Source organism: Paenibacillus hebaui, from assembly GCF_051934385.1.
In the GTDB taxonomy this organism is placed as follows: domain Bacteria; phylum Bacillota; class Bacilli; order Paenibacillales; family Paenibacillaceae; genus Paenibacillus.
Map to the genome: position 1 here is coordinate 1,544,807 of NZ_CP196836.1, position 24,397 is coordinate 1,569,203.

A 24,397-nucleotide genomic window follows, 5' to 3' on the forward strand; every position below is an offset into this window, starting at 1 on the left:
CCAGTAATCGGGGAGGCTGTTTGTTGTCGACTGTAGTAGTGCTTCTGCCCGTTCTGTATTCTTTGAAGGAGTTTTATGAAAGAAGAGAGATCTTCAAATGGACGGAGGGAGCGGAACCAGATTGTTAAAGTTCACTGTCCGCGCTGCGCGGGGCGCTACTTGCCGGTTTGTTCCGGTAAAAGAACCAGCATTCGTTCAGCAGCTTGATCTGTCTGCTGTCCTTTTTGTGAAATGCACGCATTAGTTGATTGCAGAGCCATTGAGGCAAAGGTATCTCCTCCTCTTGCATAATTCATCTGTACGTTAGCATATGTGGCAATGGCCTGGACTGTGCGGATTCAATTCATCCATATAAGCAAAAAGCGCAATACCCGGAATGGGCAATGCGCTTTATACTCCCGCTGAACGGGACAAGATCTGAAGGCTGGATCAGAGTGATTCCATTTCCTCTTCGTACCATTGCTCCAGTTGGGCTTGGAGGGCCCGGATCTCGGTGAGCAGGGAGATCAGGGGGTAACTGCTTTCACGAATCTCTGCGAAGCTTTGCTCAAGAGCATTAATATAATCGAGTCCCCCGATGATGGTAAGCTTCTCGTTCAGGAGATCGAGATTGTCACATTCGGCAATCGCCCAGGGCAGAACAGGTACATCTGCTGCGGTCAGTTTGTCAATCTCCTTGTGCAGGCGCAGATTGAGCGCACTGAGTTGATAAGCGTAGTCCGCAGGCATTTCCACAAACTGCAATTGTTGTTCCTGTTGCAGGATGACGTAGCGCATTGTAGGCATAACGAGTAGTATCTCCCCTCATACATTCTACTTGACAGTGTAGCCCACGAAACGGTTAAAATTCAAGTAGTTATGTCGGAAAAACCAATGGTCCAAGGGGAGTGAAAGGAGGGAATACCGTTGGAAAATGATGAATTGCAGCAATGGATTGAACAAATATCTCTGGATCACTTCGGGGTTCCATTCACCCACGAGGCGTTGTTTAACCGTCGTCTGACGACTACAGGTGGACGCTACATGCTCAAGAGCCACCGGATTGAGATTAATCCTCATCAGCTTGAAGTGTATGGGCGGGACGAGGTCGAGAAGATTATTAAGCATGAACTGTGTCACTATCATCTGCATATTCGCGGTCGGGGTTATCGCCATCGGGACCCGGAATTTAAGGCTCTTCTGCAAAAGGTAGGCGGGTCACGGTTTTGCCAGTCCCTTCCAGATGGAAAGGGCAGAAAGCCGTTGCCATACCGCTATAAGCTGGTGTGCAAGAGTTGTGGTACGGAATATTTACGCAAACGCAAAATAGACCCAAAACGATATCGCTGCGGTCGTTGTGCAGGCAAGCTGGGGCTGCACGACATATAGTTTTTTGTTTTGGAGTATAGAGCGGCTGGATCTTAAGAAATTTGTAAATCTTTTGTTGGGTTTCCTGTCATTTATCTGATGTAAACTAGTCATCAGTCCACATAATCCAGTTTGAACGAAAAGGAGGAGAGACCCTTTGAAGGCCCACAGTGTATTGGTTGTTGATGATGATCCCGATATCAGCAATGCGATCGAAATTTTTTTGCGTAGTGAAGGAATCGGGGTCTACAAGGCGGCGAATGGGGAAGAGGCATTGCAAATGCTCCAAGCCCATTCTGTTCAGCTTATTATTATGGATATTATGATGCCTGGATTGGATGGACTACAGACAACAATGGAAATACGTGAAACCTGGAATGTACCCATTATTATGTTGTCTGCTAGAACAGAGGATTATGACAAAATTGTAGGGTTAAACATCGGTGCGGATGATTACATAGCCAAGCCGTTCAACCCATTGGAACTTATGGCAAGGGTGAGGTCCCAGTTACGACGCTTCACCGGCCTGGGTGCGCAGATACATCAAAGTTCCGAGGACGCAGAACAGGTGATTCAGGTTCGCGGACTGGTATATAACAAACAGAAGAAAACAATGACCCTGGAAGGAGAAGATGTTCGGTTGACAGCAACCGAATTTCACATTCTTAAGCTTTTTATGGAGAATAAGGGTCGAATTTTTGCTATCGATGAAATCTATGAACGCGTATGGAAAGAGCCTGCCTTTCAGCCGGAAAATACAGTCGCTGTTCACATTCGCAGAATCCGTGAGAAGATTGAATTCAATCCCAGAGAGCCCAAATATATAAAGGTGGTGTGGGGCATTGGTTACAAACTGGAAGAATAGTATGCTGGCGTACGGAGTTCGGATCGCAGCGATGGTTTGTTGTACACTGGTGTTTATGAAGCTTGCTTCATTGAAGTATGAGATGAAGTTCATTTATGAAGATTGGAATGTATCGGGTGTTATACCTTTAATCCTACTCTTAGTCATTGGTACGGCGTTACTTGTAGCCGCGAATCGTATTGCTTTGCCTGAGAACAGCAAATATCGGGATATCACAATCTGGTGGAGTGAAAAACTGTCTTTGGATGCACAATTTATTGCTTTCTGGATCGGGTCCTTTCTGCTGTTGAAATTACTAAACTGGGTGACTTCAGATTATGGAATAACGCCCCACTTTTTCACTCGTCGATGGATAAATGATATCGTTTTTTATTTTATAGGCATGTTTATCGCTAGTCTGGGAGTATGGTTTGTTGGTGTGCACGTAAGGGGGGCTGTCCGGTATATCGGGAATATCTCCAGCCATAGGCCAGTACGGAACGAGATATGGGTATGGAAATTGTACAGTTTGGTGAAAAAGATTGTGGAACAAGGCGAGGCAGCCGACAAAAAAAGAATCCATCGTTTAATCTTATTATGCGTTGTGCAATGTCTTATGCAATTTGCTGTTATTTCTCTCGCGTCCACTCATTCTTCAATGGTCACTCCATTTGTGTTTTTGACAGTTCTGATCAGTGTTTTCTTGGTGTATAACATGTTTCAACTGATTCATGTGGTGCAGCAACTTACGCAAGCGGCTAAGGAAATGGGGGAAGGCCGGTTCGATGTACAGTTCCCAGAGCATGTAACAGGCGTAATGCAACCATTGGTAACACAGATGAGCGGAATGAGACAAGGGCTCCAGAATGCAATGAAAGAACAGGTTACGAGCCAACGGATGAAATCCGAGTTGATAACTAACGTTTCTCATGATCTGAAAACACCTGTAACCTCTTTGGTCAGTTATATCGATCTGCTTAAGCGAGAGGAGGGCACAGAGGAGGAGAAGGCTGGATACATTCAAGTTCTGGAACGAAAAACGCAGCGTCTGTGTTTGTTGGTGGAGGACTTATTTGAAGCAGCGAAAATGGCGAGCGGAGATGTGGAGCTTAATTTAAAGCAGATAGACATGGGGGAGTTACTACGGCAGGCTGTGGCAGAATATAGTGACTCGTTCGAGCAGGCAAAGTTACATGTAAGAATGCGAGAGGAGTCTGAGCCTGTATACGCAATGGTGGACGGCAGCCGGATGTGGCGCGTAATGGAGAATATGTTGGGAAACGTTTTGAAATATGGTCTGTCCCAATCTAGGGTTTATATTGAACTGATCGAACAAGAAAATCAACTGGAGTTTACGATCAAAAATGTATCCGCATACGAGATGGAGTTCTCATCGGATGAGATTTTTGAACGTTTTAAGCGGGGGGACCGTTCCCGTTCAACTGAAGGTTCAGGTCTAGGCTTGTCCATCGCCAGAAGCATTGTTGAATTGCATGAAGGTTCTATGGGAATTCAAGTGGATGGAGACGTATTCAAAGTGAGTGTTTGCCTTCCACGAGCAGACAGGGACATGATCAAAAATAATACCCAACTGGCGATGACCTCTTCCTTCTGAGAGGAAGAAAGCAATACAATTAGGAAATCTTGACAGGTCTGTTGACTTGGATTATTAATCATGATAAATTTAGGTTATTCAAGATCCATTTTCCCTGATAGCTCAGTTGGTAGAGCACTCGACTGTTAATCGAGTTGTCACAGGTTCGAGCCCTGTTCGGGGAGCCATTTCTTGGAGAGATACCCAAGTGGCTATAAGGGGACCCTCTGCTAAGGGGTTAGACTGCGTAAGCGGTGCGAGGGTTCGAATCCCTCTCTCTCCGTTCTGAACAAACCCAAAAAAATCCTCATCTTCATCAACCGTATTCGGTTCATGAAGATGAGGATTTTTTGATGTACCGTCTTTTGGCCCCCCACGTACACGATTGCCCGATTAAGGCCCTATAATGAAATGCCCAATACCTCATATAGACCCTTCTTGCCCGCTTCCGTGACTTCAACCGATCGGCTCCCCGATTTCTGACGGGTCCAATCCAGCTCAGACAATCGGCGTCCAAGTTCGTCTCCGAGTATACCGGAGATATGGTGACGACGTTCGCTCCAGTCCAGACATTTACGAGCGATGGCCCGGCGAGATCCGGGCTTGACCTGGAGTTCAAGCCCGAAGGAATTGAACCATTGTTCTCCTTTCGCTGTAATGTGATAGTCTTTGGTCTGCTCCTCTTCTGGATCTATGAGATATCCCTCCCGCAAGAAGGCATCACACAACGAAATTCCCAATTTTCCAGCCAGATGGCCATAACAGGTCCGTGCAAAGCTCAAGTGTTGAAGCTGTTCAGACTGTTTGAGAGATCGAACCTGTATAGGGGGAGCAATACTGCCCATCGTTTCGATCAAAAAGGCAATGTCCTTGCCTGCCAAACGATAGTACCGATGCCTGCCTTGTTGTTCCACCACAAGCAGCCCACCATCAACCAATTTGGCAAGATGGCTGCTTGCCGTTTGGGGACTGATACGAGCCATAAAGGCAAGTTCACCTGCAGGCAGCGCTCGTCCATCGAGCAGAGCTTCCAGAAAAACAGCACGACTGGGATCAGCGATTAACGATGCTACAACGGAAATATTCGGATATGCATTCATACTTCGATGATACCTGAACTATTGGTGTATTACAATCCAATCAGGCAGTTCCGAATGGGAGAGTTTGAAGCTGGACAGTCGAATAAATGGGAAACTGGAGATGGGGAAACAATGAGTACGAAACATTTGAACGAGCAAGTGAATAACGAGTCAGAAAGATTTCAACATGAGACGATACAGCCAAGTATTTTATATTACGGTACACCTGTATTGCTGCTTAGCACGCTAAATGAAGACGGATCGACGAACTTGTCTCCATTGTCCTCATCGTGGGCGCTCGGAGATTGTCTTGTGCTTGGGGTGGGAACTAAGGGTAAGGCTTATGAGAATTTGAATCGACATCCTGAATGTGTTATTAATTTACCGGACGCTTCCATGTGGAGACAGGTGGAATCTTTGGGGCGTTACACGGGTGCATATCCGGTTCCTGAAGAGAAAAGACAGATGGGCTATGAATTTTGTTCCGAAAAATTTGAAGTAGCTGGATTAACAGCTCAAGTCTCTGTTCGGGTTCAACCTAAGAAAATAGCAGAGTGCCCGCTTCAGATCGAGGCTTCTGTGCAGCATATTCGTACGCCGGAGCATACGCCCTTTATGGCTATTGTTGAGGTGAAAGCACTAAAGGTACATGCGCATAGGGCGCTTATATCCGGACTAAACAAAATTGATCCGGCGAAGTGGCATCCACTCATCTATAATTTTCGTCATTATTATGGATTGGGGGAGAAACAAGGCGAGAATTTTCGCGCTGAATAATGATAGTGGTGAAGTGGGGACCATACAGGTCGTCACTTTTTTTTTGTATTTTTTGAAATGGATACAAGAATGCTAGAAATGATTATTTAATTGGTCAGAGAATGGGTAAATAGTAAAACAAGACACATGTAAGCATATACATAAGAGAGGTGATGAGCATGGAAATGGAATACTTGATGCGTGTACTCATAGCCGGAATATGCGGCGTGTTAATCGGATATGAGCGCAAGAACCGAATGAAGGAAGCGGGGATACGAACGCACTTTGTCGTCGCGGTGGGTGCAGCGTTAATGATGATTGTATCCAAGTATGGATTTCAGGATCAGGCAGGCAGGCAGGCTGGGCTAATCTGTCTCTTGACCCGTCCAGGATTGCCGCACAGGTGGTCAGTGGTGTCGGCTTCATAGGAGCCGGGATGATCTTCACACAGCGTCATACCGTTCGGGGATTAACGACAGCTGCGGGAATCTGGGCGACTGCAGGCATGGGACTGGCTGTAGGCTCGGGTCTGTATTGGACAGGGGCAGGTGTGAGCTATTAATTGTACTCGCGCAGATGTTGCTGCATAGGCCCACACGCTGGCTTGTGTCAGCACGTACGGAGACCTTGACCATTCGTCTGGAGCGGGAAGGTGAGGCCGTGAAGTCTGTTCTGTCGCTGCTAGGACAGGAAAAGATTTCGGTCGTTGGATTTAAGACAGAACAGCAAACAAGCACAGACTCCGATAAGGAGACTGTGCTCGAATTCACGCTGCAGATGCCTGGTTCATACCGAGGCGAGCAACTGATTATTTTATTACAGGATGTACCTTACGTTCGATCCGTTGAGATGAGATGAGATGACATGAGGCATCTTACCGAAAAAGAACAGTGATTCATTGAAGAACGAGCGTTTATTGACCGCCTTTATTGACCGTTTCCGGACGGGACACAGGCTTGCCTTCCAGTACGCACTGAATGGCATATGCGACACCATGTTCAACGTTGGTTAAAGTCACAGCCTTTGCAAGCCCCTGAATCTCTGCTACGGCGTTGCCCATAGCAATACCGAGTCCTGCCATTTTCAACATGGATACATCATTGAAATTATCCCCAATGGCTACGGTATCTTCCATATCAATGTTCATATGTGCAGCCAGTTTGGTTAAGGCGTTACCTTTGGAAACCTCAGGATGCTGCATTTCGAAGTTGTGTTCGGAGGATACAACCATGGCTACATCGGAGCGTGAACCAAAGTATTCGCGTCCTTCGCGCAGCTGCTCGGGATTCATTGAGAAAGCCATAATATTGTAAATGTAAGCTTCGGCAGGAATATCCTGATGGGAAATAACGCGGTGGTAGTCTTTTTTGTCATAATGCTTCTTAACAGCCCGAATCAGGCGCTCAACGTCCTCACCTGGACTTGTTCCCAGAATGCGATCCATCTCGGCCAGCATGGTCTCATGGCTGCTAATCGGAGCATATATGCCCTGCTGGGTCGAGGCTTCGTAGTAGCAATGATGATCTTCCAGCCACTGCATCACGGAGGCAGCCGTTTCGCGATCAAGCGGGAGGTGGAATAGACGTTCACCATTGGCATCATGGATGGTAGCACCGTTGGAACCGATAACCGGTGTACTAATCCCCCCTTCGCGGCTTATAGCGACAACGTCGGAATAGACCCGTCCTGTAGCAATCGTAACCTTTAACCCTTCTTGTTGCGCCCGAGCGATTGCGGCTGCATTTTCCGGGCTGATCTGACTGTCTAAGTTCAATAAAGTTCCATCTAAATCCGTAGCAAATAATTTCATATACTTACAACTCCTTATCTTCTGTAGGTTCAGGAATGAGAATCTCAACTTGTAGTTCGGTCAGAAAAGCAAGCCATTCCTTGGATGGCCATTGATCTGTAATCAACACATCAACCAGGGACCAGTCGGCAAAACGATAACCATAACGTTTATCAAACTTGGAATGGTCAGCAAGCACAATAACTTGTTTGGCTGCCTGCATCATCTTGTGTTTAATTTTCCCCTCTTCTTCAGAGGCACTGAAGCCATCCATCGTCATACCGCCAATCCCGATAAAGGCTTTATCTACATAATAGTGGGAAAGAGTTTCAAGAACGGGAGCGCCGTAAACATAGCGTTGCTCCTTATCCACTTTACCGCCGAGCAAACGAATCTGGACAGCAGTGTGATTGGAGAGAAGGTCAGCGGAATGAATGGAATTGGTAATGACGGTACAGGATTTACCGTTAAGGTTCTCGGCACAGGCCTGCACTGTAGTGGAAGAATCAAGAATGATGTTCTCGCCTTGGCGGACAATGGCAGCAGCGAGTTTGCCGATCGCTCTTTTTTCCTCAGAAACATAGAGCAGACGGTCTTTGTAGGACTTGGACTCTTGAGGAGGTGGAGGGAGGATTGCACCACCGCGTGTTCGAATGATAGCATCCTGATCCTCAAGCTTAATCAGATCCCTGCGTGCGGTGTCCCGTGAGACATCAAACAGGGTTACGATCTCATCAGCAGAAATGCGATTGTGTTTGTGTAGATGTTGAATAATCAGCTGCATCCGTTCTTCTTGAAACAAACATGCCGCCCCCTTGTGCGTGTATGACCGTGTTTATAACTGATACTTTAATTATAAGTATTTGTAATGTGATTTGCAATATTATAAGTAAATTTAAGTGAATGTAAGTTTTTTAATGTTTATTTTACAATTCTCCATGACCACGGTGACAATTATATGAAAGAGATCAAAGCCACATCATGTACACCGAAAATCTTACAGAAAGGGGATGAAAGTAGGGGCGAAAAAAGTTTATAAAAAAATGTTGCACTGATTAGATTCGTTATGGTATACTCATTCTTGTCGCCAAGAAGACAACTTTTTCATAAGGCCCGTTGGTCAAGGGGTTAAGACACCTCCCTTTCACGGAGGTAACAGGGGTTCGAATCCCCTACGGGTCATATCTTCACCACCTCAGGGATATTTATTCCTGCTAAGGTTTCCTCAATAGTCATTGCTCTTACACATAAGAGATAAGCGTGGCACATCAGGTAAAGTTACAGCAAGAGCCATTAGCTCAGTTGGTAGAGCACCTGACTTTTAATCAGGGTGTCGAAGGTTCGAGCCCTTCATGGCTCACCATTTTACAATTTAATATGCGGTCGTGGTGGAATGGCAGACACGCTACCTTGAGGGGGTAGTGGGCGTACGCCCGTGGAGGTTCGAGTCCTCTCGCCCGCATCACAGTAACATCGTTAGTAGATTGACTCCCATGGTTATCCATGGGAGTATTTCTTTTTGTCAAGAGATAGATTGGATGCATTGCTGGGGTTAAAAGGCTGAGCATCTAGACAGGTTATGGTATAATTATGGATATGGTGTTTCTAGGAAGAGGTTGAACAACAAGATATAGCAATAATTTATAATGATGATTACGGTTGGGAGGCGGTCCTGTATGGAGTCGATCTATGAGCGAATTGAGCATCTGATTGGTGAACGGGAAATGACCAAGAAAGCGTTCTGTCAGCAGTTGAAGATTAGCACGGGTAATCTGGGTGACTGGAAACGTGGCAAGTCTATTCCGAGTACGAATAAACTGATTGAAATCGCTTCGTTTTTTGATGTGAGCCTGGATTGGCTCGCGATTGGACGGCCATCGAAGGAAGCGATGGTACGGGAAAAACGAGAGGATTATTTTTTTGACGTGTTGCGGCAATTGAATTGCCAACAAAGTGAGTTGTCGACTGCGGAGCAGTCTTTTATTAGTGAATTCATTGAATTTACCCGCTATCGCAAGGCTAAGGAAAGCAGAAAATCCGACGAGTTTCGATATACAGAACATCATAAACCGGAAGTGGATGAGTCAGTGTGAATGTGGCTGGTTCTTCACCAAACAACTGGTAGGACAACAACAAGATCTGAAATTTTCGTATGCATGCGGAAGTGGAGTCCTGTATGGTGAACGTGGGGACTTGGTGATGAAAACGCTGAGCATTGAGGTAGATTGTGGTATAATTATGTATATTGTTGTCTTCCGGGGATGCATTGGGGACAAGTAATGGGTTTGATTATTACGGTTGGAAGGCGGTTCTGTATGCAGTCGATCTATGAGCGAATTGAACACCTCATTGCCGAACGAGGAATGACCAAGAAGGCTTTCTGCCAACAGCTGAAGATCAGCACGGGTAATCTGGGTGACTGGAAACGCGGCAAGTCTATTCCGAGTACGAATAAACTAATTGAGATTGCTTCGTTTTTTGATGTGAGCCTGGACTGGCTCATGATTGGACGTCCATCCAAGGAGGCGATGGTGCGGGAAAAACGGGAGGATTATTTTTTTGGCGTTTTGCGGCAATTGAATTGCCAAGAAAGTGAATTATCGCCTGTGGAGCAGTCTTTTATCAGTGAATACATCGAATTTACCCGTTACCGCAAATCCAAGGAAAGCAAAGCTCCAGGCGAATTTCGTTACAAGGGAGAAGACAAGCCCGGGGAAGACGAAACATTGTAAAGTGGGAGTAGTAGCGGATTCGAAAAATTTGGGGATAACAGCGATCAGAAGATTGTTCTGACCCGCAGTGGTCCAGTGTAAAATCATTTGTTCAACTTATATAGCTGGGCGTGCGAAAAACCTCTGAACAGATCCGAATGTTATCGGAGCACTGTTTAGAGGTTTTTTGATTTGTCTTATGTTATGCATACAAATAATCCATTCGTTCACTGGAAGAACACACCAACCTTATTTGCGAAATGCAAGGCTTGCTTTGCCCAAAAGTGCAGGACGAAGTGTATTCCAGATCTGAAGGCACTGCTCCTGAAGTTCCCAAGCTGCCATTCCAAGTATCCGAACCCCGATGCCTCCCGTGGCAAGCAGGCTGGCACCTGCGAGCATGCGGCCATCTGGGGGAAGCGCAGACCTGACATGTTCCAGCTCCGCAGCACCGAGTCCCGGGCCGATCATCCACAAAGCTGCGTTATGTGTGTAGCCCAAGAGCGCAGCAAGTTGTTTCGGGTCATCGTATTCTGGCTCGATTCCGAAACGATCCCAAACCGCCAGTTGCTCACCTTGCCATATTTCCGTCAGACTGCGGTAACGCTTGAATTGAAAGGCTTCTCCACGGTGAATTCGTCCTGCCGACCAGATATCCGCATAGGCAAGGATGGCTTGTTCTCCCAGTTCAAAGGTGGTGGTGAGTGAAGAAGAGCTGCCTTTGAATGGAATGACGCATTCGGGAAAGTATTCTAGTATCGCTCCTTGTTCCAGCCGAAAGTGATGGTTCACGGATGATGGAACAGAAGGTGTAGGGTGTAGCCTGGTGGCTGACGTACTGCTCAACATTACATGGGTGCCCTGACCCAAATGCCATTCGGAACAATAATGATCCCCGTTCAGCACACCGGGAGAAACGTCTGAAGTGTACACACATAATTCATTTCCACCGCCGCCCGGAGGTCGAAAGGAGCGGCTGAACCGGAGAGGAGCACTATAATAACGATCTGTCATAACGGTGCGCTCACCCTGGAGGACAAAGGTGGCTCGAAGCTCGCTGTGGCGTGTCACTGTATCTCCGATACGTCCAATCGTTTCAGTCTCCGCTCCGTTTAAAGTGGAAGTTGGATTAATGGGTATGGGTCGTGCCGTGCTCATGGCTATGCGTGTGCAGATGCCCAGCGGAAGCATCGTCATCCATATATTGATGTTCAAGCCAGTGTACGATCTCGGATACCCCTTCACCGCTCATTAGATTAGACATCACATAAGGGCGTCCTTCGCGTACCCGCTCCGTATCATCCTTCATGACTTGCAGACTTGCTCCGACGTAAGGAGCCAAGTCAGTTTTGTTAATCAGCAACAGGTCTGAACGTGTAATGCCTGGGCCTCCTTTGCGAGGAAGCTTTTCTCCTTGGGCAACGTCGATGATGTAGATGAATACATCTGCCAGCTCTGGACTAAAAGCAGCAGAGAGGTTGTCACCTCCGCTCTCGATAAAGATCAGCTGTAGATCGGGGAAGCGCTCAACTAACTCATCGACAGCTTCAAAATTCATGGAAGCATCCTCGCGAATCGCGGTATGTGGGCAACCGCCTGTTTCTACTCCGATAATGCGTTCCGGTGCAAGGGCGTTCTGACGCAGCAAAATCTCGGCATCTTCCTTCGTGTAAATATCATTGGTAATAACGGCCAGACTGTAGCGTGTACGCAGTGCCTTGGATAGCTTTTCCACGAGGGCTGTTTTTCCTGAACCTACCGGTCCTCCGATTCCGATTCGCATCGGACGACTGCGATCAAATGCCTTACGTTCCCATCCTGCATGATGCGTATGATTAGCTCCTCCACACATAACTAATTCCTCCTTGAATTTAATTAATATAATTAGGACATGAACAGACGGGCGGGCAGGCTCTCATGGCGCATGGCATAGATTTCTTGAGCAATACCAAAGCTGTGCATGTCATCCGGGTTATTCTCCCGGATTCGATCCCATTCGGATTCAATATCATTTAATAGTTTCTGAATAAGCATCTGTGCCTCGGTTTGCCCGATGGGCAGAAGACGCAGAGCACTGTTTACATAGGCGTTAACAGAGGTGTACAGATGTCCGGTGACGGCTTCGTCCAATCCAATCTCCAACTGATAGTTGATAAAGCCGTGAATGGTAGTGATGCCACAAAAGGCGCCGTGTTCCCGCACCGCTTCATCGATTAGAGAAAAGTCCATCCATGGGTAGAGTGAACGGGCGAGCTTGAGTAGCCGTTTTCCCATCTTGTGCCCACTCTCCCTAAGTTCCCGGGGGGTACGCTGGACATGGACACGTTTATCATATAGGGCGAGTAAAGAGGCATCTTGTTGTTTTGTCGCCTGATAGACCCCTTTAATGGCAAGCCCATCTAACCGCACGAGGCTGGAATGGAGTTGGCTGCGAATAAACTGTTCCAACTGGGCGGTGTTTCGCACCGTGCCATCATGCGTGTAAGCCTCCAGACCGAACGAGTGGGAGAACCCGCCAATGGGCAGCGCTGAATCCAGCAGTTGAACATAACGAAGCAACTTTGTGCCGCTGTGAATCATGCGTTTCCCCCTTTGTCAAAACATGAAATAGCGTTGTGCCATCGGCAATTCGTCCGCAGGCTCACAGGTGAGAAGCTCGCCATCAGCGCGTACTTCGTAGGTTTCGGGATCGACTTCAATGATGGGGGTCACGTCGTTATGAATCATGTCTTTTTTGCTTACCGAGCGGCAGCCTTTAACGGGTTCAACCTGTTTGTTCAGCCCCAATGTTTCTTTGATTCCCGCATCCGCTGCGGCTTGGGAGACAAAGGTGATCGATCCTTTGGCAATCGCGCCGCCATAGGCGCCGAACATGGGTCTGCCAAACACAGGCTGCGGTGTCGGGATGGAAGCGTTGGGATCACCCATCTGGGCAAAAGTTATTATGCCGCCCTTGATAACCATCTCGGGTTTGACGCCAAAATAGGCTGGATTCCAGACAATCAAATCTGCGAGCTTTCCAACTTCTACTGAACCGACAAGGTGACCGATCCCGTGAGCGATAGCCGGGTTAATTGTGTATTTGGCGACATACCTTTTGATTCGATCATTATCGGATGGGGAACCAGATGTTAATTCAAGTTTGCCCCGTTGTTTTTTCATTTTGTCAGCTGTTTGCCAGGTACGAATAACGACCTCGCCAACCCGACCCATCGCCTGGGAGTCGGAACTGATGATGCTGAATACACCGAGATCATGCAAAATATCTTCGGCTGCTATGGTCTCGGGACGAATCCGTGAATCGGCAAAGGCGACATCTTCAGGGATGGATGGGTCCAAATGATGACAAACCATCAACATATCCAGATGCTCTTCCACCGTGTTGCGTGTGTAAGGACGTGTGGGGTTGGTTGAAGAGGGGATGACGTAGGACTCCCCTGCGGCACGGATAATGTCCGGCGCATGTCCACCGCCAGCACCTTCCGTATGATAGGTATGAATGGTACGACCGTTGATAGCTGCCAGTGTATTTTCCAGAAATCCAGTCTCGTTTAGCGTATCGGTGTGAATAGCCACCTGAATATCATGTTCTCCGGCGGCGGTCAGACAGGCATCGATCGCGCTTGGGGTAGTGCCCCAATCCTCATGCAGCTTCAGTCCGATCACACCGGCTTCAATCTGTTCAATTAACGGTGCGGTACTGGAACTGTTGCCTTTGCCTAAAAAACCGATATTCATGGGAAATGCTTCTGCGGACTCCAGCATGCGGTGGATGTGCCAAGCTCCTGGTGTACAGGTGGTGGCTTTTGTGCCTGTTGCAGGTCCTGTGCCGCCGCCAATCATGGTGGTCACTCCTGAAGATATTGCCGTTTGAATCTGTTGTGGACAGATAAAATGAATATGGGAATCGATGCCGCCAGCAGTTGTGATCATGCCTTCGCCGGCAATGATTTCGGTGGAAGCGCCGATAACCAGCGCGGGATCAACGCCATCCATCGTATCCGGGTTGCCAGATTTGCCGATTGCGCAGATGAGGCCATCGCGTATGCCGATATCTGCTTTTACAATGCCCCAATGATCAATGATGATAGCATTGGTGATGACGGTGTCAGGCGTGCCTTCGCTGCGAAGGGCAGATGTGGACTGCCCCATCCCGTCACGAATGACCTTGCCGCCGCCGAATTTGCTTTCATCTCCATAAACGGCATAATCGTGTTCAATCTCTGCCCATAGTTCCGTATCCGCCAATCTCACGGCATCCCCGGTCGTGGGTCCAAACATCGACGCGTATTGTTCGCGACTCATTCGTTTCATGAAGGCTCACCACCATCCTGCGCGTGAGGCGCAAATGTCTTCAGGAATGCTGCCAATTTCTGCGGATCGGGTGGTTGATCCGCAGATCCCTCAGTTAATCCGTTAAATCCATGGATCTGGCGTTTGCCTCCAAAGGTAGTGAGCTCGACCGGCTTTTCTTCCCCGGGTTCGAAGCGTACTGCGGTGCCTGCTGGAATATGCAGCCGGTGCCCGAAGGCCGACGGACGATCGAAATCCAGCGCAGCGTTGACCTCATAGAAGTGAACGTGAGAACCGACCTGAACGGGACGGTCGCCACGGTTCAGTACGATCAGGCGCAACGTTAGGCGATCAGGATGACATACAATATCGTCGTCCTGCTTTAAGCGATATTCACCAGGAATCATGGCGTTCTCCTGCCTTTCTCAGCGTATAGGTTCATGTACGGTAACCAGCTTTGTTCCATCAGGGAAGGTTGCTTCCACTTGAACTTCTGGGATCATATCGGCGACACCGCTCATACAGTCTTCACGTGTCAGGATGGTGCCCCCGTATCTCATCAACTCCGCTACACTCATTCCATCGCGTGCGCGTTCCATGAGTTCAGAGGTTAACCAAGCGATGGCTTCCGGGACATTTAGCTTGAGTCCCCGTCCTCTGCGTTCACGGGCGAGATTAGCGGCTACGGTAATCAGGAGCTTTTCTTTTTCCTGCTCAGTCCAGTGCAAAGTAATCCGACCTTTCCCTTATGTAGTCTATATCTTTTGGATTATATTGTATGTCAAATATAATCACACAGGGTGAGCCTTGTGTCAATAACCTTCAAATATTATTAGCAATATGCATGAAATGAGTAGGCATAAAATAAAATTATGTGAGCTATATTGACATGAGGAATGCAACCCTCCATAATTTGGATCAACGAACATTTCGGATAGTTATGACCTTAATGTTCGTCAATAGACTAAAAAAAGGGAGTGTAGGCTATTGAAGAAGAGGTCGGTCATGTTATGGAGTATTTTGCTCGGTGCAGTCATTGCATTGACGGGTTGTGTAGAGGGTGGGACACCACCTGAAACATCGAGTTCTGGTGAAACGGGAGAGGCTCCTGCATCTGGAGAAACAATCAAAGTAGGTATTCTTCACTCCCTAAGTGGAACGATGGCGATCAGTGAGGTGTCGGTTAAGGATGCCGAGATGCTCGCTATTGAAGAGATCAACGCAGCAGGTGGTGTATTGGGCAAACAGATCGAGCCTGTTGTTGAGGATGGCGCTTCAGATTGGCCGACTTTTGCGGAGAAGGCTGGAAAATTGCTGCAACAGGATAAGGTGGCGGCTGTATTCGGCGGTTGGACCTCTGCGAGTCGCAAGGCCATGCTTCCGGTGTTTGAACAGAACAAGGGCCTTTTATTTTATCCGGTGCAGTATGAAGGACTGGAATCATCACCTAACATTTTTTATACAGGAGCAACAACCAATCAGCAGATCGTTCCATCCGTAACCTGGTTGCTGGAGAACAGGGGCAAGAAGTTTTATCTCCTTGGTTCAGACTATGTTTTCCCAAAAACGGCCAATCAGGTCATCAAGGCTCAGCTCGCAGCTGAAGGCGGTGAAGTGGTGGGTGAGGAATATACACCGCTAGGGCACACGGATTACAGTACAATTATTAGCAAAATCAAGGCTGCCAAGCCGGATATCGTATACAACACACTCAACGGAGACAGTAATGTCGCCTTTTTCAAACAATTGAAGGATGCCGGAATTACTTCGGATCAGATGACAACCCTGTCGGTAAGTGTGGCAGAGGAGGAAATCCGGGGAATTGGTGCGGATGTACTGAAAGGGCATCTGGCTTCGTGGAACTATTATCAGACAACAGACACACCTGAAAATAAAACATTTGTTGAAAAGTATAAAGAAAAATACGGTGCTGACCGGGTGACGGCCGATCCGATTGAAGCGGGATATGTGGCAGTCTATCTATGGAAAGCGGCGGTCGAAAAAGCTGGATCTACGGATGTGGAAAAAGTGAAAGCGGCTGCCAAAGGCCTGGAGTTTGACGCCCCCGAAGGAAAAGTGACGGTGGATGGAGAAAACCAGCATATTTACAAAACGGTACGTATTGGAGAAGTGCAGGCAGATGGACAGTTCAAGGAATTGTGGAACTCTGGTGAGCCTGTCAAGCCGGACCCGTATCTGAAAACGTATGAATGGGGAGCTTCTCTCAGTACCAAATAACATAGGAACCTCGCAAATAACACAGGTAACTCGCTTCAAAGCAGCCGAATCATAGACGAGGGTGTGACAACACATCCTCCAACATTATTGCGGTAAAGCGTTACTGTGATGAGAAGTGTGGGAATCACGCTAATTGATGTCATATGCCATATCGAGAGTCCCGTATGAAGGAGGGAAATAACGATGGATATGTTTGTCCTGCAAATGTTCAATGGTTTGAGCATCAGTTCAATCCTCCTGCTGATTGCATTGGGGCTGGCGGTTACATTTGGACTGATGAATGTCATTAACATGGCTCATGGTGAACTGATCATGATTGGTGCCTATGCCACGTATGTGACGCAAAATCTGTTCATTTCATATGCTCCGCCAGCATGGTTCGAAATTTACTTTATTGTAGCTCTGCCTGTAGCGTTCGGTGTAGCCGCTCTTATAGGATGGTTGCTCGAAGTAGTGCTGATAAGGCATCTATATGGAAGGCCTCTCGATAGCCTATTGGCTACATGGGGCGTGGGTATGATGCTGCAACAATTGGCCCGTACGATATTCGGAGCGCCGAATGTGGGGGTGTCCAGTCCAGCCTGGCTTAATGGGGGTCTGGTCATCTCAGAAGGGATTATTTTTCCGTATAAACGGATTTTCATTATTGCATTGGTCGCGGTTGTGCTGTTGTGCATGTATCTGTATATCTATCGAACGTCTTCGGGCAGACGCATGAGAGCCGTAATGCAGAATCGGAGTATGGCAGGCTGTCTTGGGATTTCCACCAGACGAGTGGATGGCATGACCTTTGCCATTGGTTCGGGAATCGCCGGAATTGCGGGATATGCGTTGACGCTCATTGGCCCGATTGGCCCCTCGCTGGGTACGTATTATATCGTGGATGCGTTCATGGTGGTTGTGCTGGGTGGTGTGGGTAAACTGGTGGGAACGGTGTGTGGTGCACTCGGTATTGGCATGTTCAATACATTATTCGAAACATATACCTCTGCCTCGATCGGCAAGGTGCTGGTATTTGTCTGTATCGTAGCTTTTCTGCAATGGAAGCCGCGCGGGCTGGTTGCCATGCGGACGCGGAGTCTTGATTAACACGAAGAAGGGGGTTAGCTCATGTCGGCACTTCTGAAGACAGGCAGTCTGAAAATGAGAATCATCTGGGCGGTTGTACTGATCATGATGTGTCTTGCTCCACTCATTTCTACAGAATTTCGGCTTAGTCTGTTAGCCAAATTTCTGGCGCTCGCTATCCTGGCGATTGGTCTCGATCTAATCTGGGGGTATGGAGGCGTACTGAGTCTGGGACATGGCGTGTTCTTTGGACTGGGTGGTTACGCGATGGCGATGTATCTGAAGCTCCAGGCCAGTGGGGCAACCCTTCCTGACTTCATGGGGTGGAGTGGTCTGAGTGGTCTGCCGTGGTTCTGGGAACCCTTCCGCTCTTTCCCTATGGCGCTGTTTCTGGGCATCGCCTTGCCGGCATTGCTGGCCTTTGCTCTGGGGTGGTTCACGTTCCGTAACCGGATTACCGGCGTTTATTTTACCATCCTAACCCAAGCATTGGTTCTCATTACGGTGACGTTATTTGTTGGTAAACAGGAATGGACTGGAGGCACGAACGGCATTACCGGGTATAATTCGATCTTTGGTTTTACTCTTCATTCTGCCGGGACAACGATTGCTCTCTACTATATAACCCTTGCTGTTCTGGTAATCGCTTATGTTCTCTGTCGTCGAATGGTAAACAGCCGGTTCGGTCAGGTGCTTGAAGCTTCGCGTGACGGGGAAAATCGGGTTCGCTTTCTCGGATATGATCCGGCAGGATATAAAACGCTGGCTTTTGCTTTTTCCGGTGCGCTTGCAGGCATCGCAGGCATGTTGTTTGTTCTTCAGGTTGGTATTATCTCGCCATCCATGATGGGAATTGTGCCCTCCATTGAAATGGTGTTATGGGTTGCTCTGGGTGGACGCGGAACACTTATCGGAGCGGTCATCGGGGCAGTGGTGCTGAATGCAGCCAAAACGGGCATAAGCGAGGCATATCCAGAAGGTTGGTTATTTGTGATGGGAGGACTGTTTGTAACGGTGGTCTTGTTCATGCCGAACGGGCTGGTTGGTGTGTATCGTCATGTCGTTCGCTTGCTGAAACGGAGAGGAGAGGGTATACATGTTCCAGTCAGTCCGGAAAAACCTAAAGTCTATTGAGCCTACAGCTGTGTTGGTAGCTGAGGATGTGACTGTGGCCTTCGGTGGGTTTGTTGCTGTCAAAGGTATGAATCTGGAGCTGCATGAACATGACCTGCATTTTCTGATTGGTCCCAATGGTGCGGGGAAAACGACGATGCTGGATGTGATTTGCGGCAAAACAAAACCATTGTCCGGCTCGGTGAAGATGGCAGATGGCACGGACTTGACGCGACTGAGGGAGCACCAGATTGTCCGCAAAGGTGTGGGGCGTAAATTTCAGGCTCCATCGATCTTCGGTGGTCTGACGGTGCAGGAGAATCTGATGCTGGCCGCGGAGACTCATCGTTCTCCATTTCAGGCTCTTGGGATTCGCCGATATGGGAAAATGAGCGCGGCAATGGAGCGAATAACGCTCCAGATTGGTCTGCAGGACCGTATAGATGCGCGAGCGGGAGCGTTATCGCATGGGGAGAAGCAGTGGCTTGAGATCGGCATGTTGCTTCTACAGGAGCCGCGTGTGTTGTTGCTGGACGAACCGGCGGCTGGTATGACGGATGAGGAAACACATAAGACAGGCCGGCTTCTGCAGGAGATTGCGAGTGAACGCTCGGTTGTGGTGGTGGAGCATGATATGGAGTTTGTTCGAGAGTTTGCGGCTAAAGTGACTGTGATGCATGAAGGGAAGTTGCTGAAGGAAGGTTCGATGGCTGAAGTGCAGGAAGACCCAAGGGTGGCTGAAGTGTATCTGGGCAAAAGGAGAGATGACCATGCTGTCGCTGCAACGAATTGAATCCGGCTATGGGGAAAGCAATGTGCTGCGCGGAGTGAATCTGGACATCCAGCCGGGTCAGGTGGTATGTCTGATGGGGCGTAACGGTGTGGGTAAAACAACCCTGATGAAGACATTAATGGGTCTGCTCCAGACGAGGAAGGGCAACATCCAATGGAGGGGGCAGGAACTATCCGCCTATGACCCGGCCAAGCGGGCCAGGGCGGGGATCGGATATGTGCCGCAAGGTCGGGAAATATTCCCTCAGCTTACGGTTAAAGAAAATCTGTTGCTGGGCCTGGAGACAAGTGCTCCAGGTGTGAAGATGTTCCCGGAAGACGTACTGGGCATGTTCCCGGTGCTTGCCACGATGTATGGACGGCAAGGCGGGGATCTCAGTGGTGGACAGCAGCAGCAGTTGGCGTTCGCTCGGGCGTTGGCTTCCCGGCCCGGATTGTTACTCCTGGATGAGCCAACGGAAGGCATTCAGCCTTCCATTGTGGAGGATATCCGGCAAGTCATTCTGCAAATTAAGGCGAAGGGCGATATTTCGGTATTATTGGTGGAGCAGAGCATTGATTTTGTCCGTGGTGCCGCAGACTATATCTATGTTATGGACAAAGGTGTAATCGCTCTGCATGGAGCGCCAGGAGAACTGGATATGTCGCAGTTTGAGCATCATCTGTCTGTATAGTTGAAGTGGATGGACTTGGGCAGATTCAGAAGCGCTTATCCAGAATATTGGAATACTTCGGATATAGCCGCCGGATACACTCTGGGCAGATATCATGTGTGAATTCAGCATGGGTATGTTTCTCCAGATAACTCTCTACAGAGTTCCAGCTGTCTTGCTCATCCTTGATCTGTTTACAGACTGCGCAAATGGGAAGTAGCCCGCGTAGGGTGCGCACTTCAGACAGAGCCTTCTTCAATTGATGTTCGGTTTCTTTCTGTTCGGTAATATCGGTGTGTGCAATCAGGGCAAGATCGGTGCGCAGGTGTGGATCAGCTTGGGGTAACGGGGTGAGTTCTGCGCGAAACCACCGTGGCTCCCTATGGACAGTTTGGATGAAAATGTCGTATGTATAACTGTCGGAAAAAGGCATGCTGATATTTTTCAGCTCTTGAAGCATTTTCGTGTTCTTTGCTTTCTCCTCGCGTGATGTGCATGTCTCGATAAGATGAAGATACTGAGATGGTTCAGACGTAGATCTGTAGTTACCCGTTTCATTCCGGTTGGGAAGCTGTTGCCCGAGTCCTTCTTGCCATGCTGTGTTGCAGCTGCGGATCGTCCAGTTGTGATCAACGATGATAAGCTGGTGATGCATGGAATGGAACGACAGTCTCTCCAAATCGGGGGTTAAGTAGCTCATGGGATGAGGTCCTCCTTGGCAGAAATCTTATCTTAAATCATCTGGAATATCCAGAATGTCTGCGACCAGGTTCCTGAACCGGGTTGCTTTGCGTGTGCCGTGAATAAGATTAGATAGACGGTAAGGCGGAATGCCGTGCTGTTCACAAAATGTTTTCTGGTCGACCTGGAGTTCGGTAAGCCGTCGTTTAATGGCCCATCCGAACGAAGTGACAGGTTTCTTTTTGTTCAAAAGGGTTCACCCCTCAGTTGGAATGTAGTATTCAGCTGGCCTTTCTTTGTGTAAAATATATAGAGATGCGAGCTGTAAATTCAATTATATACGTAATTACGTTATCTAACAATTAAAAAAGACGGAAAAAAGTGTATTTTTGGTTTTAAAATGGCGTAAATGCGTTAAATAGACAGAGAAAATGACATAAAAAAACACACCAGCAAGGAGTTTGCGGCGTGTTTTTTATATCCTACTGTATGGGGAGGCAGGTAGTGTGGAGGAGAGGGGGTCACGCCTTATAGGCGTGAAGACCGGCTCCGAGCATATGGAAGCTGGGGAACAACGATTTTATGGACACTGAGGCTGGCTGTGCCAGCCCATCCGCAGCAGAGGCGCTGACGGTATGCCATTCATGCTCCAGGTCTGCGGCCAGGCGAACCAACAGTTCCTGAGTTGTATCTGTGTTAAGAGGAATGACTTTGGAGGCTTCGGCTATGCAGGCACTCATGGCTGAGTGCAGATAACCAAGGACCGCATCCTCGACAGGGATATCGAGGTGGTGGTTAATCCAGGCATGAACAGTGGAGAGGCAGCCGACGGATTCATACTTGGCCAGGATCTGTTCGAGTTGGCTAAAATCAATCCAGGGATGGAGTGCGCGGGCGAGCTTGATCAGTCGTTTACCCATAGTGGAGGCATGTTCTCTGAGATCCACAGGAGTTCGCTGGACGTGAACAAGCTTGTCGATCAGGGCTGTACGCCATGTATCATTATGATCTGTAGCTGTGTAAATACCTTTAATCGCCATACCTTCAAGACGAACGATACTGGGGTGCAACTGACAACGCATGAACGATTCCAGATCTTCAGCATTACGAATGGTACCTTCAGCGATATGGGCATCCATACCGAAGGAATGAGTAAACCCTCCGACCTGGATAGAGGAATCAAGCAGTTTGACATAATCGAGCAGCTTATTCCCACGGTTCACAATCTTTCGCCTCCTACATTCGTTAAATGTTATGTTAAATAACATTTGTACTCCTGTTTAGTTTGTTTTATGTGTGTAAATCCGAATTATATGTTATATATAATCACACAAATATCTGATTTTTGTCAATAGTTCTCTGGTATTTAAAGTAAAATAGTTTTTGTGTTATTATATATGACTTGATGAGTAGTTTTTAAAGGTGAAATGAGATCCAATGTAATGATATGCATTTGATAGGATAAAATGACGAGAATATCCGTTTTATGAAGAAAAAACGAACGTTAAAATGACATTTGAAAAAATACTTTACTTTTAAATATGAACCGGGTATAATCAATTCTGTTGCCGATTATTTACGACATGCGGTCGTGGTGGAATGGCAGACACGCTACCTTGAGGGGGTAGTGGGCGTATGCCCGTGGAGGTTCGAGTCCTCTCGCCCGCATCATAATGAATGATAAGAAGAAGCTTCCCATATTGGGTGGCTTCTTTTTTTTATTGTACGGATAGGCAGATCCGCAAACGAAAAAGGTCATCCGTTTGCCCAGGTTGAATTGTTGTTCTCCACGGGTTCGGATGACCTTATTATGTTATTTATTGCATTTATGCCAATGGCTTATTTAAGCAAATCCTTAATGTCCGCCTCAATCTTGTCAGGTGTTGTTTTGGGTGCATAACGTTTCAGAACACGTCCGTTCTGATCGACAAGGAATTTGGTGAAATTCCACTTAATTGCTTTGGAGCCGAGCACACCAGGAGCCTCTTTGCTGAGATGCTGGAAGAGAGGGTGCGCGCTCGAACCATTCACATCGATTTTCTCAAACATCGGGAAGCTAACACCATAGTTCATCTGGCAGAACTCAGCAATATCGTCGGAAGAGCCTTTTTCCTGTGCAAACTGATTGCTTGGAAAACCGAGAACTTCAAAAGGGGAGTCCTTAAACTTGTCTTGCAGCTCTTGCAGACCTTTGAATTGGGGTGTGAGGCCGCATTGGCTTGCTGTATTCACGATAAGCAGTACTTTGTCACGATATTCAGACATTTCAACTTCCTGACCGCGAAGGGTGTTTACTTTGTATTCATAGACTGACATGAGAATCGCCTCCTATTATGTGTTCTTCTATTACCTATTATATTGATTGCAATTAAATAATGCAAAATTAATATCGTCTTTTATGCTCATTTAGGGCATGTATTGTATAAACTGTGAATGATATTCCTCATGATTTTTGAAAAAAAGAGAATTAGAGAGATTTGAAGACTTGCATGTAGTATAAATACGATGTAAGCGTTATTATTGGCATGGAATGGTGAAAATCCGCCGATTCGGTGATCTGTGAAGACTTTACACCGATTGGGCGCGGGTGTATGATTCATATCGTAATTTCAATTTAAATTAAATTTTTTACATGAAAAACGAAACAAACGATAATATCGCTCTGATTAATCATAATAAGGAACGATGTTTTAATCGCTGAGTTTCCATTCATTTCATGGGTGGGAAACGGGGGAACCAACAGGATGCGCTGTTCACGACAGTAGGCATCCATGGGGTGAATTTTCCGGTGACAGCCGGAAATAGGGCGACTCTCGCGCCCGAATCCGTCAGCTAACCTCGTAAGCGTTAAAGGGAGAGGCAACAAGCCGTACGCTGGTTCATGGCGTTTTTCGCTATGAATTATTTAAGAAGCGTCCGGGAGGCCTTGGTCCCCCACGCTTCTTTTTTGTTGTCTTTTCACGCTAAGGGAGGAACGAATGATGGATAAAGAGATGATCTTAGTGACTGCTCCAAATGAGGCAGGCCGTAAATTTATCAAGCTGCTGATGTACAAAAAAATGCCGTTTGCCGTTCTGACCAACAGTGCAGGGGAAGAACGGAGGCTTCGGAGAATTGGAGTGGAGCATGTCATTCGCATGAATACGGCTGCAGCTCAGAAATGGTTTCTGCCGCAGGGCAGCGTCGGCAACGTTTTTATTTTTGAGAACAGTCTAAACCTGACCTGTCGGTATTTACAGATCTGTCGCTCATGGACTTCCAAGTCTCTATGTGTTATTACAGAGCAAAGCCATCCTAAAGGAATCTACCGAGGTATGGGAGCAGACCGAATTGTTTATTCTTTAAATGGTGAGGTTGGGTTCTTGCTTAATGGTTAATGCGCTCGCTTGTGATTGATCCGGTGTCAGCTGCCTGTTATAATTGTAATTATAAATAAACG

General features: G+C 47.6%; 27 protein-coding genes, 6 tRNA genes, 1 pseudogene and 1 riboswitch. Of the genes and pseudogenes, 19 read left to right on the forward strand and 15 right to left on the reverse strand.

All coding sequences use genetic code 11. The annotated features are described in order from the left end of the window. Positions 1-124 precede the first annotated feature (124 nt). Positions 125-268, reverse strand: coding sequence for a cortex morphogenetic protein CmpA (cmpA, locus tag ACR32F_RS06750; protein WP_440117354.1), 144 nt, complete (start codon positions 266-268; stop codon positions 125-127). A 161-nt stretch (positions 269-429) separates the two neighbouring features. Continuing rightward, positions 430-786: a hydrolase/acyltransferase gene (locus ACR32F_RS06755; protein WP_440117356.1), complete on the reverse strand. Its 357-nt coding sequence runs from the start codon at positions 784-786 to the stop codon at positions 430-432. A 120-nt stretch (positions 787-906) separates the two neighbouring features. On the opposite strand from ACR32F_RS06755, the gene ACR32F_RS06760 reads away from it, so the two are divergent. The 5 genes from ACR32F_RS06760 to ACR32F_RS06780 all read left to right on the forward strand — a co-directional run bounded on the left by ACR32F_RS06760 (position 907) and on the right by ACR32F_RS06780 (position 4,068). Next, positions 907-1,368 (forward strand): SprT family protein, encoded by a 462-nt coding sequence (locus ACR32F_RS06760; protein ID WP_440117358.1) that lies wholly within the window; start codon positions 907-909, stop codon positions 1,366-1,368. Positions 1,369-1,504: 136 nt separating this feature from the next. Further along, positions 1,505-2,212, forward strand: a complete 708-nt coding sequence (locus tag ACR32F_RS06765; RefSeq protein WP_440117360.1) for a response regulator transcription factor — start codon at positions 1,505-1,507, stop codon at positions 2,210-2,212. Further along, positions 2,190-3,806 carry a sensor histidine kinase gene (locus ACR32F_RS06770; RefSeq protein ID WP_440117362.1) on the forward strand — a complete coding sequence of 539 codons (1,617 nt, stop codon included), beginning with the start codon at positions 2,190-2,192 and terminating at the stop codon, positions 3,804-3,806. The genes ACR32F_RS06765 and ACR32F_RS06770 overlap by 23 nt, the downstream gene beginning before the upstream one ends. Positions 3,807-3,897: 91 nt before the next feature. Beyond that, positions 3,898-3,973 (forward strand) — tRNA-Asn (locus ACR32F_RS06775). 6 nt (positions 3,974-3,979) lie between these two features. Further along, a tRNA-Ser gene (locus ACR32F_RS06780) sits at positions 3,980-4,068 on the forward strand. Positions 4,069-4,186: 118 nt separating this feature from the next. Here ACR32F_RS06780 and ACR32F_RS06785 read toward each other — a convergent pair. Beyond that, complete coding sequence (locus ACR32F_RS06785) at positions 4,187-4,885, reverse strand: ArsR/SmtB family transcription factor (RefSeq protein ID WP_440117364.1); 699 nt, start codon at positions 4,883-4,885, stop codon at positions 4,187-4,189. Positions 4,886-4,996: 111 nt separating this feature from the next. Here ACR32F_RS06785 and ACR32F_RS06790 point away from each other — a divergent pair, with 111 nt between their 5' ends. Then, positions 4,997-5,641: a flavin reductase family protein gene (locus ACR32F_RS06790; protein ID WP_440117366.1), complete on the forward strand. Its 645-nt coding sequence runs from the start codon at positions 4,997-4,999 to the stop codon at positions 5,639-5,641. Between the two features lie 158 nt (positions 5,642-5,799). Beyond that, positions 5,800-6,478, forward strand: a pseudogene (locus tag ACR32F_RS06795) (MgtC/SapB family protein). Between the two features lie 55 nt (positions 6,479-6,533). On the opposite strand, the gene ACR32F_RS06800 reads toward ACR32F_RS06795, so the two are convergent. Both ACR32F_RS06800 and ACR32F_RS06805 read right to left on the reverse strand, forming a co-directional pair. Continuing rightward, complete coding sequence (locus tag ACR32F_RS06800) at positions 6,534-7,430, reverse strand: Cof-type HAD-IIB family hydrolase (protein WP_440117368.1); 897 nt, start codon at positions 7,428-7,430, stop codon at positions 6,534-6,536. Between the two features lie 4 nt (positions 7,431-7,434). Further along, entirely contained in the window at positions 7,435-8,211 is a 777-nt protein-coding gene (locus tag ACR32F_RS06805) for a DeoR/GlpR family DNA-binding transcription regulator (protein WP_440117370.1), read from the reverse strand. Positions 8,212-8,519: 308 nt separating this feature from the next. Between ACR32F_RS06805 and ACR32F_RS06810 the strand changes: the two genes are divergently transcribed. The 5 genes from ACR32F_RS06810 to ACR32F_RS06830 all read left to right on the forward strand — a co-directional run bounded on the left by ACR32F_RS06810 (position 8,520) and on the right by ACR32F_RS06830 (position 10,141). Beyond that, positions 8,520-8,591: transfer RNA gene (locus tag ACR32F_RS06810), tRNA-Glu, on the forward strand. Positions 8,592-8,696: 105 nt separating this feature from the next. Next, positions 8,697-8,772, forward strand: a tRNA-Lys gene (locus ACR32F_RS06815). 16 nt (positions 8,773-8,788) lie between these two features. Continuing rightward, positions 8,789-8,871: transfer RNA gene (locus ACR32F_RS06820), tRNA-Leu, on the forward strand. A gap of 214 nt (positions 8,872-9,085) precedes the next feature. Continuing rightward, entirely contained in the window at positions 9,086-9,502 is a 417-nt protein-coding gene (locus tag ACR32F_RS06825) for a helix-turn-helix domain-containing protein (RefSeq protein ID WP_440117372.1), read from the forward strand. A 222-nt stretch (positions 9,503-9,724) separates the two neighbouring features. Beyond that, positions 9,725-10,141: a helix-turn-helix domain-containing protein gene (locus tag ACR32F_RS06830; protein WP_440117374.1), complete on the forward strand. Its 417-nt coding sequence runs from the start codon at positions 9,725-9,727 to the stop codon at positions 10,139-10,141. Between the two features lie 228 nt (positions 10,142-10,369). Here ACR32F_RS06830 and ACR32F_RS06835 read toward each other — a convergent pair whose 3' ends face one another. The 6 genes from ACR32F_RS06835 to ACR32F_RS06860 are packed head-to-tail and all read right to left on the reverse strand — an operon-like array spanning position 10,370 to position 15,141. Then, the gene (locus ACR32F_RS06835) at positions 10,370-11,335 is read right to left on the reverse strand and encodes an urease accessory protein UreD (RefSeq protein WP_440117376.1); all 966 of its coding nucleotides are present in this window, start codon (positions 11,333-11,335) and stop codon (positions 10,370-10,372) included. After that, positions 11,250-11,972, reverse strand: a complete 723-nt coding sequence (gene ureG, locus ACR32F_RS06840; RefSeq protein ID WP_440117378.1) for an urease accessory protein UreG — start codon at positions 11,970-11,972, stop codon at positions 11,250-11,252. Before ureG ends, ACR32F_RS06835 begins: the two co-directional genes overlap by 86 nt. A gap of 32 nt (positions 11,973-12,004) precedes the next feature. After that, a complete protein-coding gene (locus ACR32F_RS06845; protein WP_440117380.1) occupies positions 12,005-12,700 on the reverse strand; it encodes an urease accessory protein UreF in 696 nt (231 codons plus the stop codon). Between the two features lie 15 nt (positions 12,701-12,715). Beyond that, a complete protein-coding gene (ureC, locus tag ACR32F_RS06850) occupies positions 12,716-14,434 on the reverse strand; it encodes an urease subunit alpha (protein ID WP_440117382.1) in 1,719 nt (572 codons plus the stop codon). Beyond that, positions 14,431-14,820 (reverse strand): urease subunit beta, encoded by a 390-nt coding sequence (locus ACR32F_RS06855; protein ID WP_440117384.1) that lies wholly within the window; start codon positions 14,818-14,820, stop codon positions 14,431-14,433. The genes ureC and ACR32F_RS06855 overlap by 4 nt, the downstream gene beginning before the upstream one ends. Positions 14,821-14,838: 18 nt before the next feature. Beyond that, positions 14,839-15,141, reverse strand: a complete 303-nt coding sequence (locus tag ACR32F_RS06860; protein ID WP_440117386.1) for an urease subunit gamma — start codon at positions 15,139-15,141, stop codon at positions 14,839-14,841. Between the two features lie 277 nt (positions 15,142-15,418). Here ACR32F_RS06860 and urtA point away from each other — a divergent pair, with 277 nt between their 5' ends. The 5 genes from urtA to urtE all read left to right on the forward strand — a co-directional run bounded on the left by urtA (position 15,419) and on the right by urtE (position 20,298). Further along, positions 15,419-16,651, forward strand: a complete 1,233-nt coding sequence (gene urtA, locus ACR32F_RS06865) for an urea ABC transporter substrate-binding protein (protein WP_440119717.1) — start codon at positions 15,419-15,421, stop codon at positions 16,649-16,651. Positions 16,652-16,834: 183 nt separating this feature from the next. Further along, positions 16,835-17,740, forward strand: a complete 906-nt coding sequence (urtB, locus tag ACR32F_RS06870) for an urea ABC transporter permease subunit UrtB (protein ID WP_440117388.1) — start codon at positions 16,835-16,837, stop codon at positions 17,738-17,740. Positions 17,741-17,761: 21 nt separating this feature from the next. Next, the gene (gene urtC / locus ACR32F_RS06875; RefSeq protein WP_440117390.1) at positions 17,762-18,853 is read left to right on the forward strand and encodes an urea ABC transporter permease subunit UrtC; all 1,092 of its coding nucleotides are present in this window, start codon (positions 17,762-17,764) and stop codon (positions 18,851-18,853) included. Beyond that, positions 18,816-19,625, forward strand: coding sequence for an urea ABC transporter ATP-binding protein UrtD (gene urtD / locus ACR32F_RS06880; protein WP_440117392.1), 810 nt, complete (start codon positions 18,816-18,818; stop codon positions 19,623-19,625). The genes urtC and urtD overlap by 38 nt, the downstream gene beginning before the upstream one ends. Then, positions 19,603-20,298 (forward strand): urea ABC transporter ATP-binding subunit UrtE, encoded by a 696-nt coding sequence (gene urtE, locus ACR32F_RS06885; protein ID WP_440117394.1) that lies wholly within the window; start codon positions 19,603-19,605, stop codon positions 20,296-20,298. The genes urtD and urtE overlap by 23 nt, the downstream gene beginning before the upstream one ends. A 25-nt stretch (positions 20,299-20,323) precedes the next feature. Here the strand turns inward: urtE and ACR32F_RS06890 are convergent, their stop codons facing one another. From ACR32F_RS06890 to ACR32F_RS06900, 3 genes are all read right to left on the reverse strand, one after another. Beyond that, positions 20,324-20,977: a hypothetical protein gene (locus ACR32F_RS06890; RefSeq protein ID WP_440117396.1), complete on the reverse strand. Its 654-nt coding sequence runs from the start codon at positions 20,975-20,977 to the stop codon at positions 20,324-20,326. Positions 20,978-21,004: 27 nt separating this feature from the next. Beyond that, a complete protein-coding gene (locus ACR32F_RS06895) occupies positions 21,005-21,208 on the reverse strand; it encodes an XRE family transcriptional regulator (RefSeq protein ID WP_440117398.1) in 204 nt (67 codons plus the stop codon). A gap of 271 nt (positions 21,209-21,479) precedes the next feature. Continuing rightward, a complete protein-coding gene (locus ACR32F_RS06900; RefSeq protein WP_440117400.1) occupies positions 21,480-22,181 on the reverse strand; it encodes an urease accessory protein UreF in 702 nt (233 codons plus the stop codon). A gap of 362 nt (positions 22,182-22,543) precedes the next feature. Between ACR32F_RS06900 and ACR32F_RS06905 the strand changes: the two genes are divergently transcribed. Then, a tRNA-Leu gene (locus tag ACR32F_RS06905) sits at positions 22,544-22,626 on the forward strand. 171 nt (positions 22,627-22,797) lie between these two features. Here the strand turns inward: ACR32F_RS06905 and ACR32F_RS06910 are convergent. Continuing rightward, positions 22,798-23,274, reverse strand: coding sequence for a glutathione peroxidase (locus ACR32F_RS06910; RefSeq protein ID WP_440117402.1), 477 nt, complete (start codon positions 23,272-23,274; stop codon positions 22,798-22,800). Positions 23,275-23,643: 369 nt separating this feature from the next. Continuing rightward, positions 23,644-23,820, forward strand: a riboswitch (cyclic di-AMP (ydaO/yuaA leader). A gap of 116 nt (positions 23,821-23,936) precedes the next feature. Here ACR32F_RS06910 and ACR32F_RS06915 point away from each other — a divergent pair. Further along, a complete protein-coding gene (locus tag ACR32F_RS06915) occupies positions 23,937-24,335 on the forward strand; it encodes a hypothetical protein (protein WP_228469185.1) in 399 nt (132 codons plus the stop codon). The last annotated feature ends 62 nt before the right edge of the window (positions 24,336-24,397 follow it).

Excerpts from the sequence above, each read along its gene's own strand:
- ACR32F_RS06785 (WP_440117364.1), bottom strand. The coding sequence starts at position 4,885 with ATGAATGCATATCCGAATATTTCCGTTGTAGCATCGTTAATCGCTGAT.
- ACR32F_RS06825 (WP_440117372.1), top strand. The coding sequence starts at position 9,086 with ATGGAGTCGATCTATGAGCGAATTGAGCATCTGATTGGTGAACGGGAA.
- ACR32F_RS06755 (WP_440117356.1), bottom strand. The coding sequence starts at position 786 with ATGCCTACAATGCGCTACGTCATCCTGCAACAGGAACAACAATTGCAG.
- ACR32F_RS06855 (WP_440117384.1), bottom strand. The coding sequence starts at position 14,820 with ATGATTCCTGGTGAATATCGCTTAAAGCAGGACGACGATATTGTATGT.
- urtE (WP_440117394.1), top strand. The coding sequence starts at position 19,603 with ATGCTGTCGCTGCAACGAATTGAATCCGGCTATGGGGAAAGCAATGTG.
- ureG (WP_440117378.1), bottom strand. The coding sequence starts at position 11,972 with ATGTGTGGAGGAGCTAATCATACGCATCATGCAGGATGGGAACGTAAG.
- ACR32F_RS06830 (WP_440117374.1), top strand. The coding sequence starts at position 9,725 with ATGCAGTCGATCTATGAGCGAATTGAACACCTCATTGCCGAACGAGGA.
- ACR32F_RS06915 (WP_228469185.1), top strand. The coding sequence starts at position 23,937 with ATGATGGATAAAGAGATGATCTTAGTGACTGCTCCAAATGAGGCAGGC.
- ACR32F_RS06790 (WP_440117366.1), top strand. The coding sequence starts at position 4,997 with ATGAGTACGAAACATTTGAACGAGCAAGTGAATAACGAGTCAGAAAGA.
- ACR32F_RS06890 (WP_440117396.1), bottom strand. The coding sequence starts at position 20,977 with ATGAGCTACTTAACCCCCGATTTGGAGAGACTGTCGTTCCATTCCATG.
- urtB (WP_440117388.1), top strand. The coding sequence starts at position 16,835 with ATGGATATGTTTGTCCTGCAAATGTTCAATGGTTTGAGCATCAGTTCA.
- ACR32F_RS06845 (WP_440117380.1), bottom strand. The coding sequence starts at position 12,700 with ATGATTCACAGCGGCACAAAGTTGCTTCGTTATGTTCAACTGCTGGAT.
- urtA (WP_440119717.1), top strand. The coding sequence starts at position 15,419 with ATGTTATGGAGTATTTTGCTCGGTGCAGTCATTGCATTGACGGGTTGT.
- ACR32F_RS06800 (WP_440117368.1), bottom strand. The coding sequence starts at position 7,430 with ATGAAATTATTTGCTACGGATTTAGATGGAACTTTATTGAACTTAGAC.
- urtC (WP_440117390.1), top strand. The coding sequence starts at position 17,762 with ATGTCGGCACTTCTGAAGACAGGCAGTCTGAAAATGAGAATCATCTGG.
- ureC (WP_440117382.1), bottom strand. The coding sequence starts at position 14,434 with ATGAAACGAATGAGTCGCGAACAATACGCGTCGATGTTTGGACCCACG.
- urtD (WP_440117392.1), top strand. The coding sequence starts at position 18,816 with ATGTTCCAGTCAGTCCGGAAAAACCTAAAGTCTATTGAGCCTACAGCT.
- ACR32F_RS06910 (WP_440117402.1), bottom strand. The coding sequence starts at position 23,274 with ATGTCAGTCTATGAATACAAAGTAAACACCCTTCGCGGTCAGGAAGTT.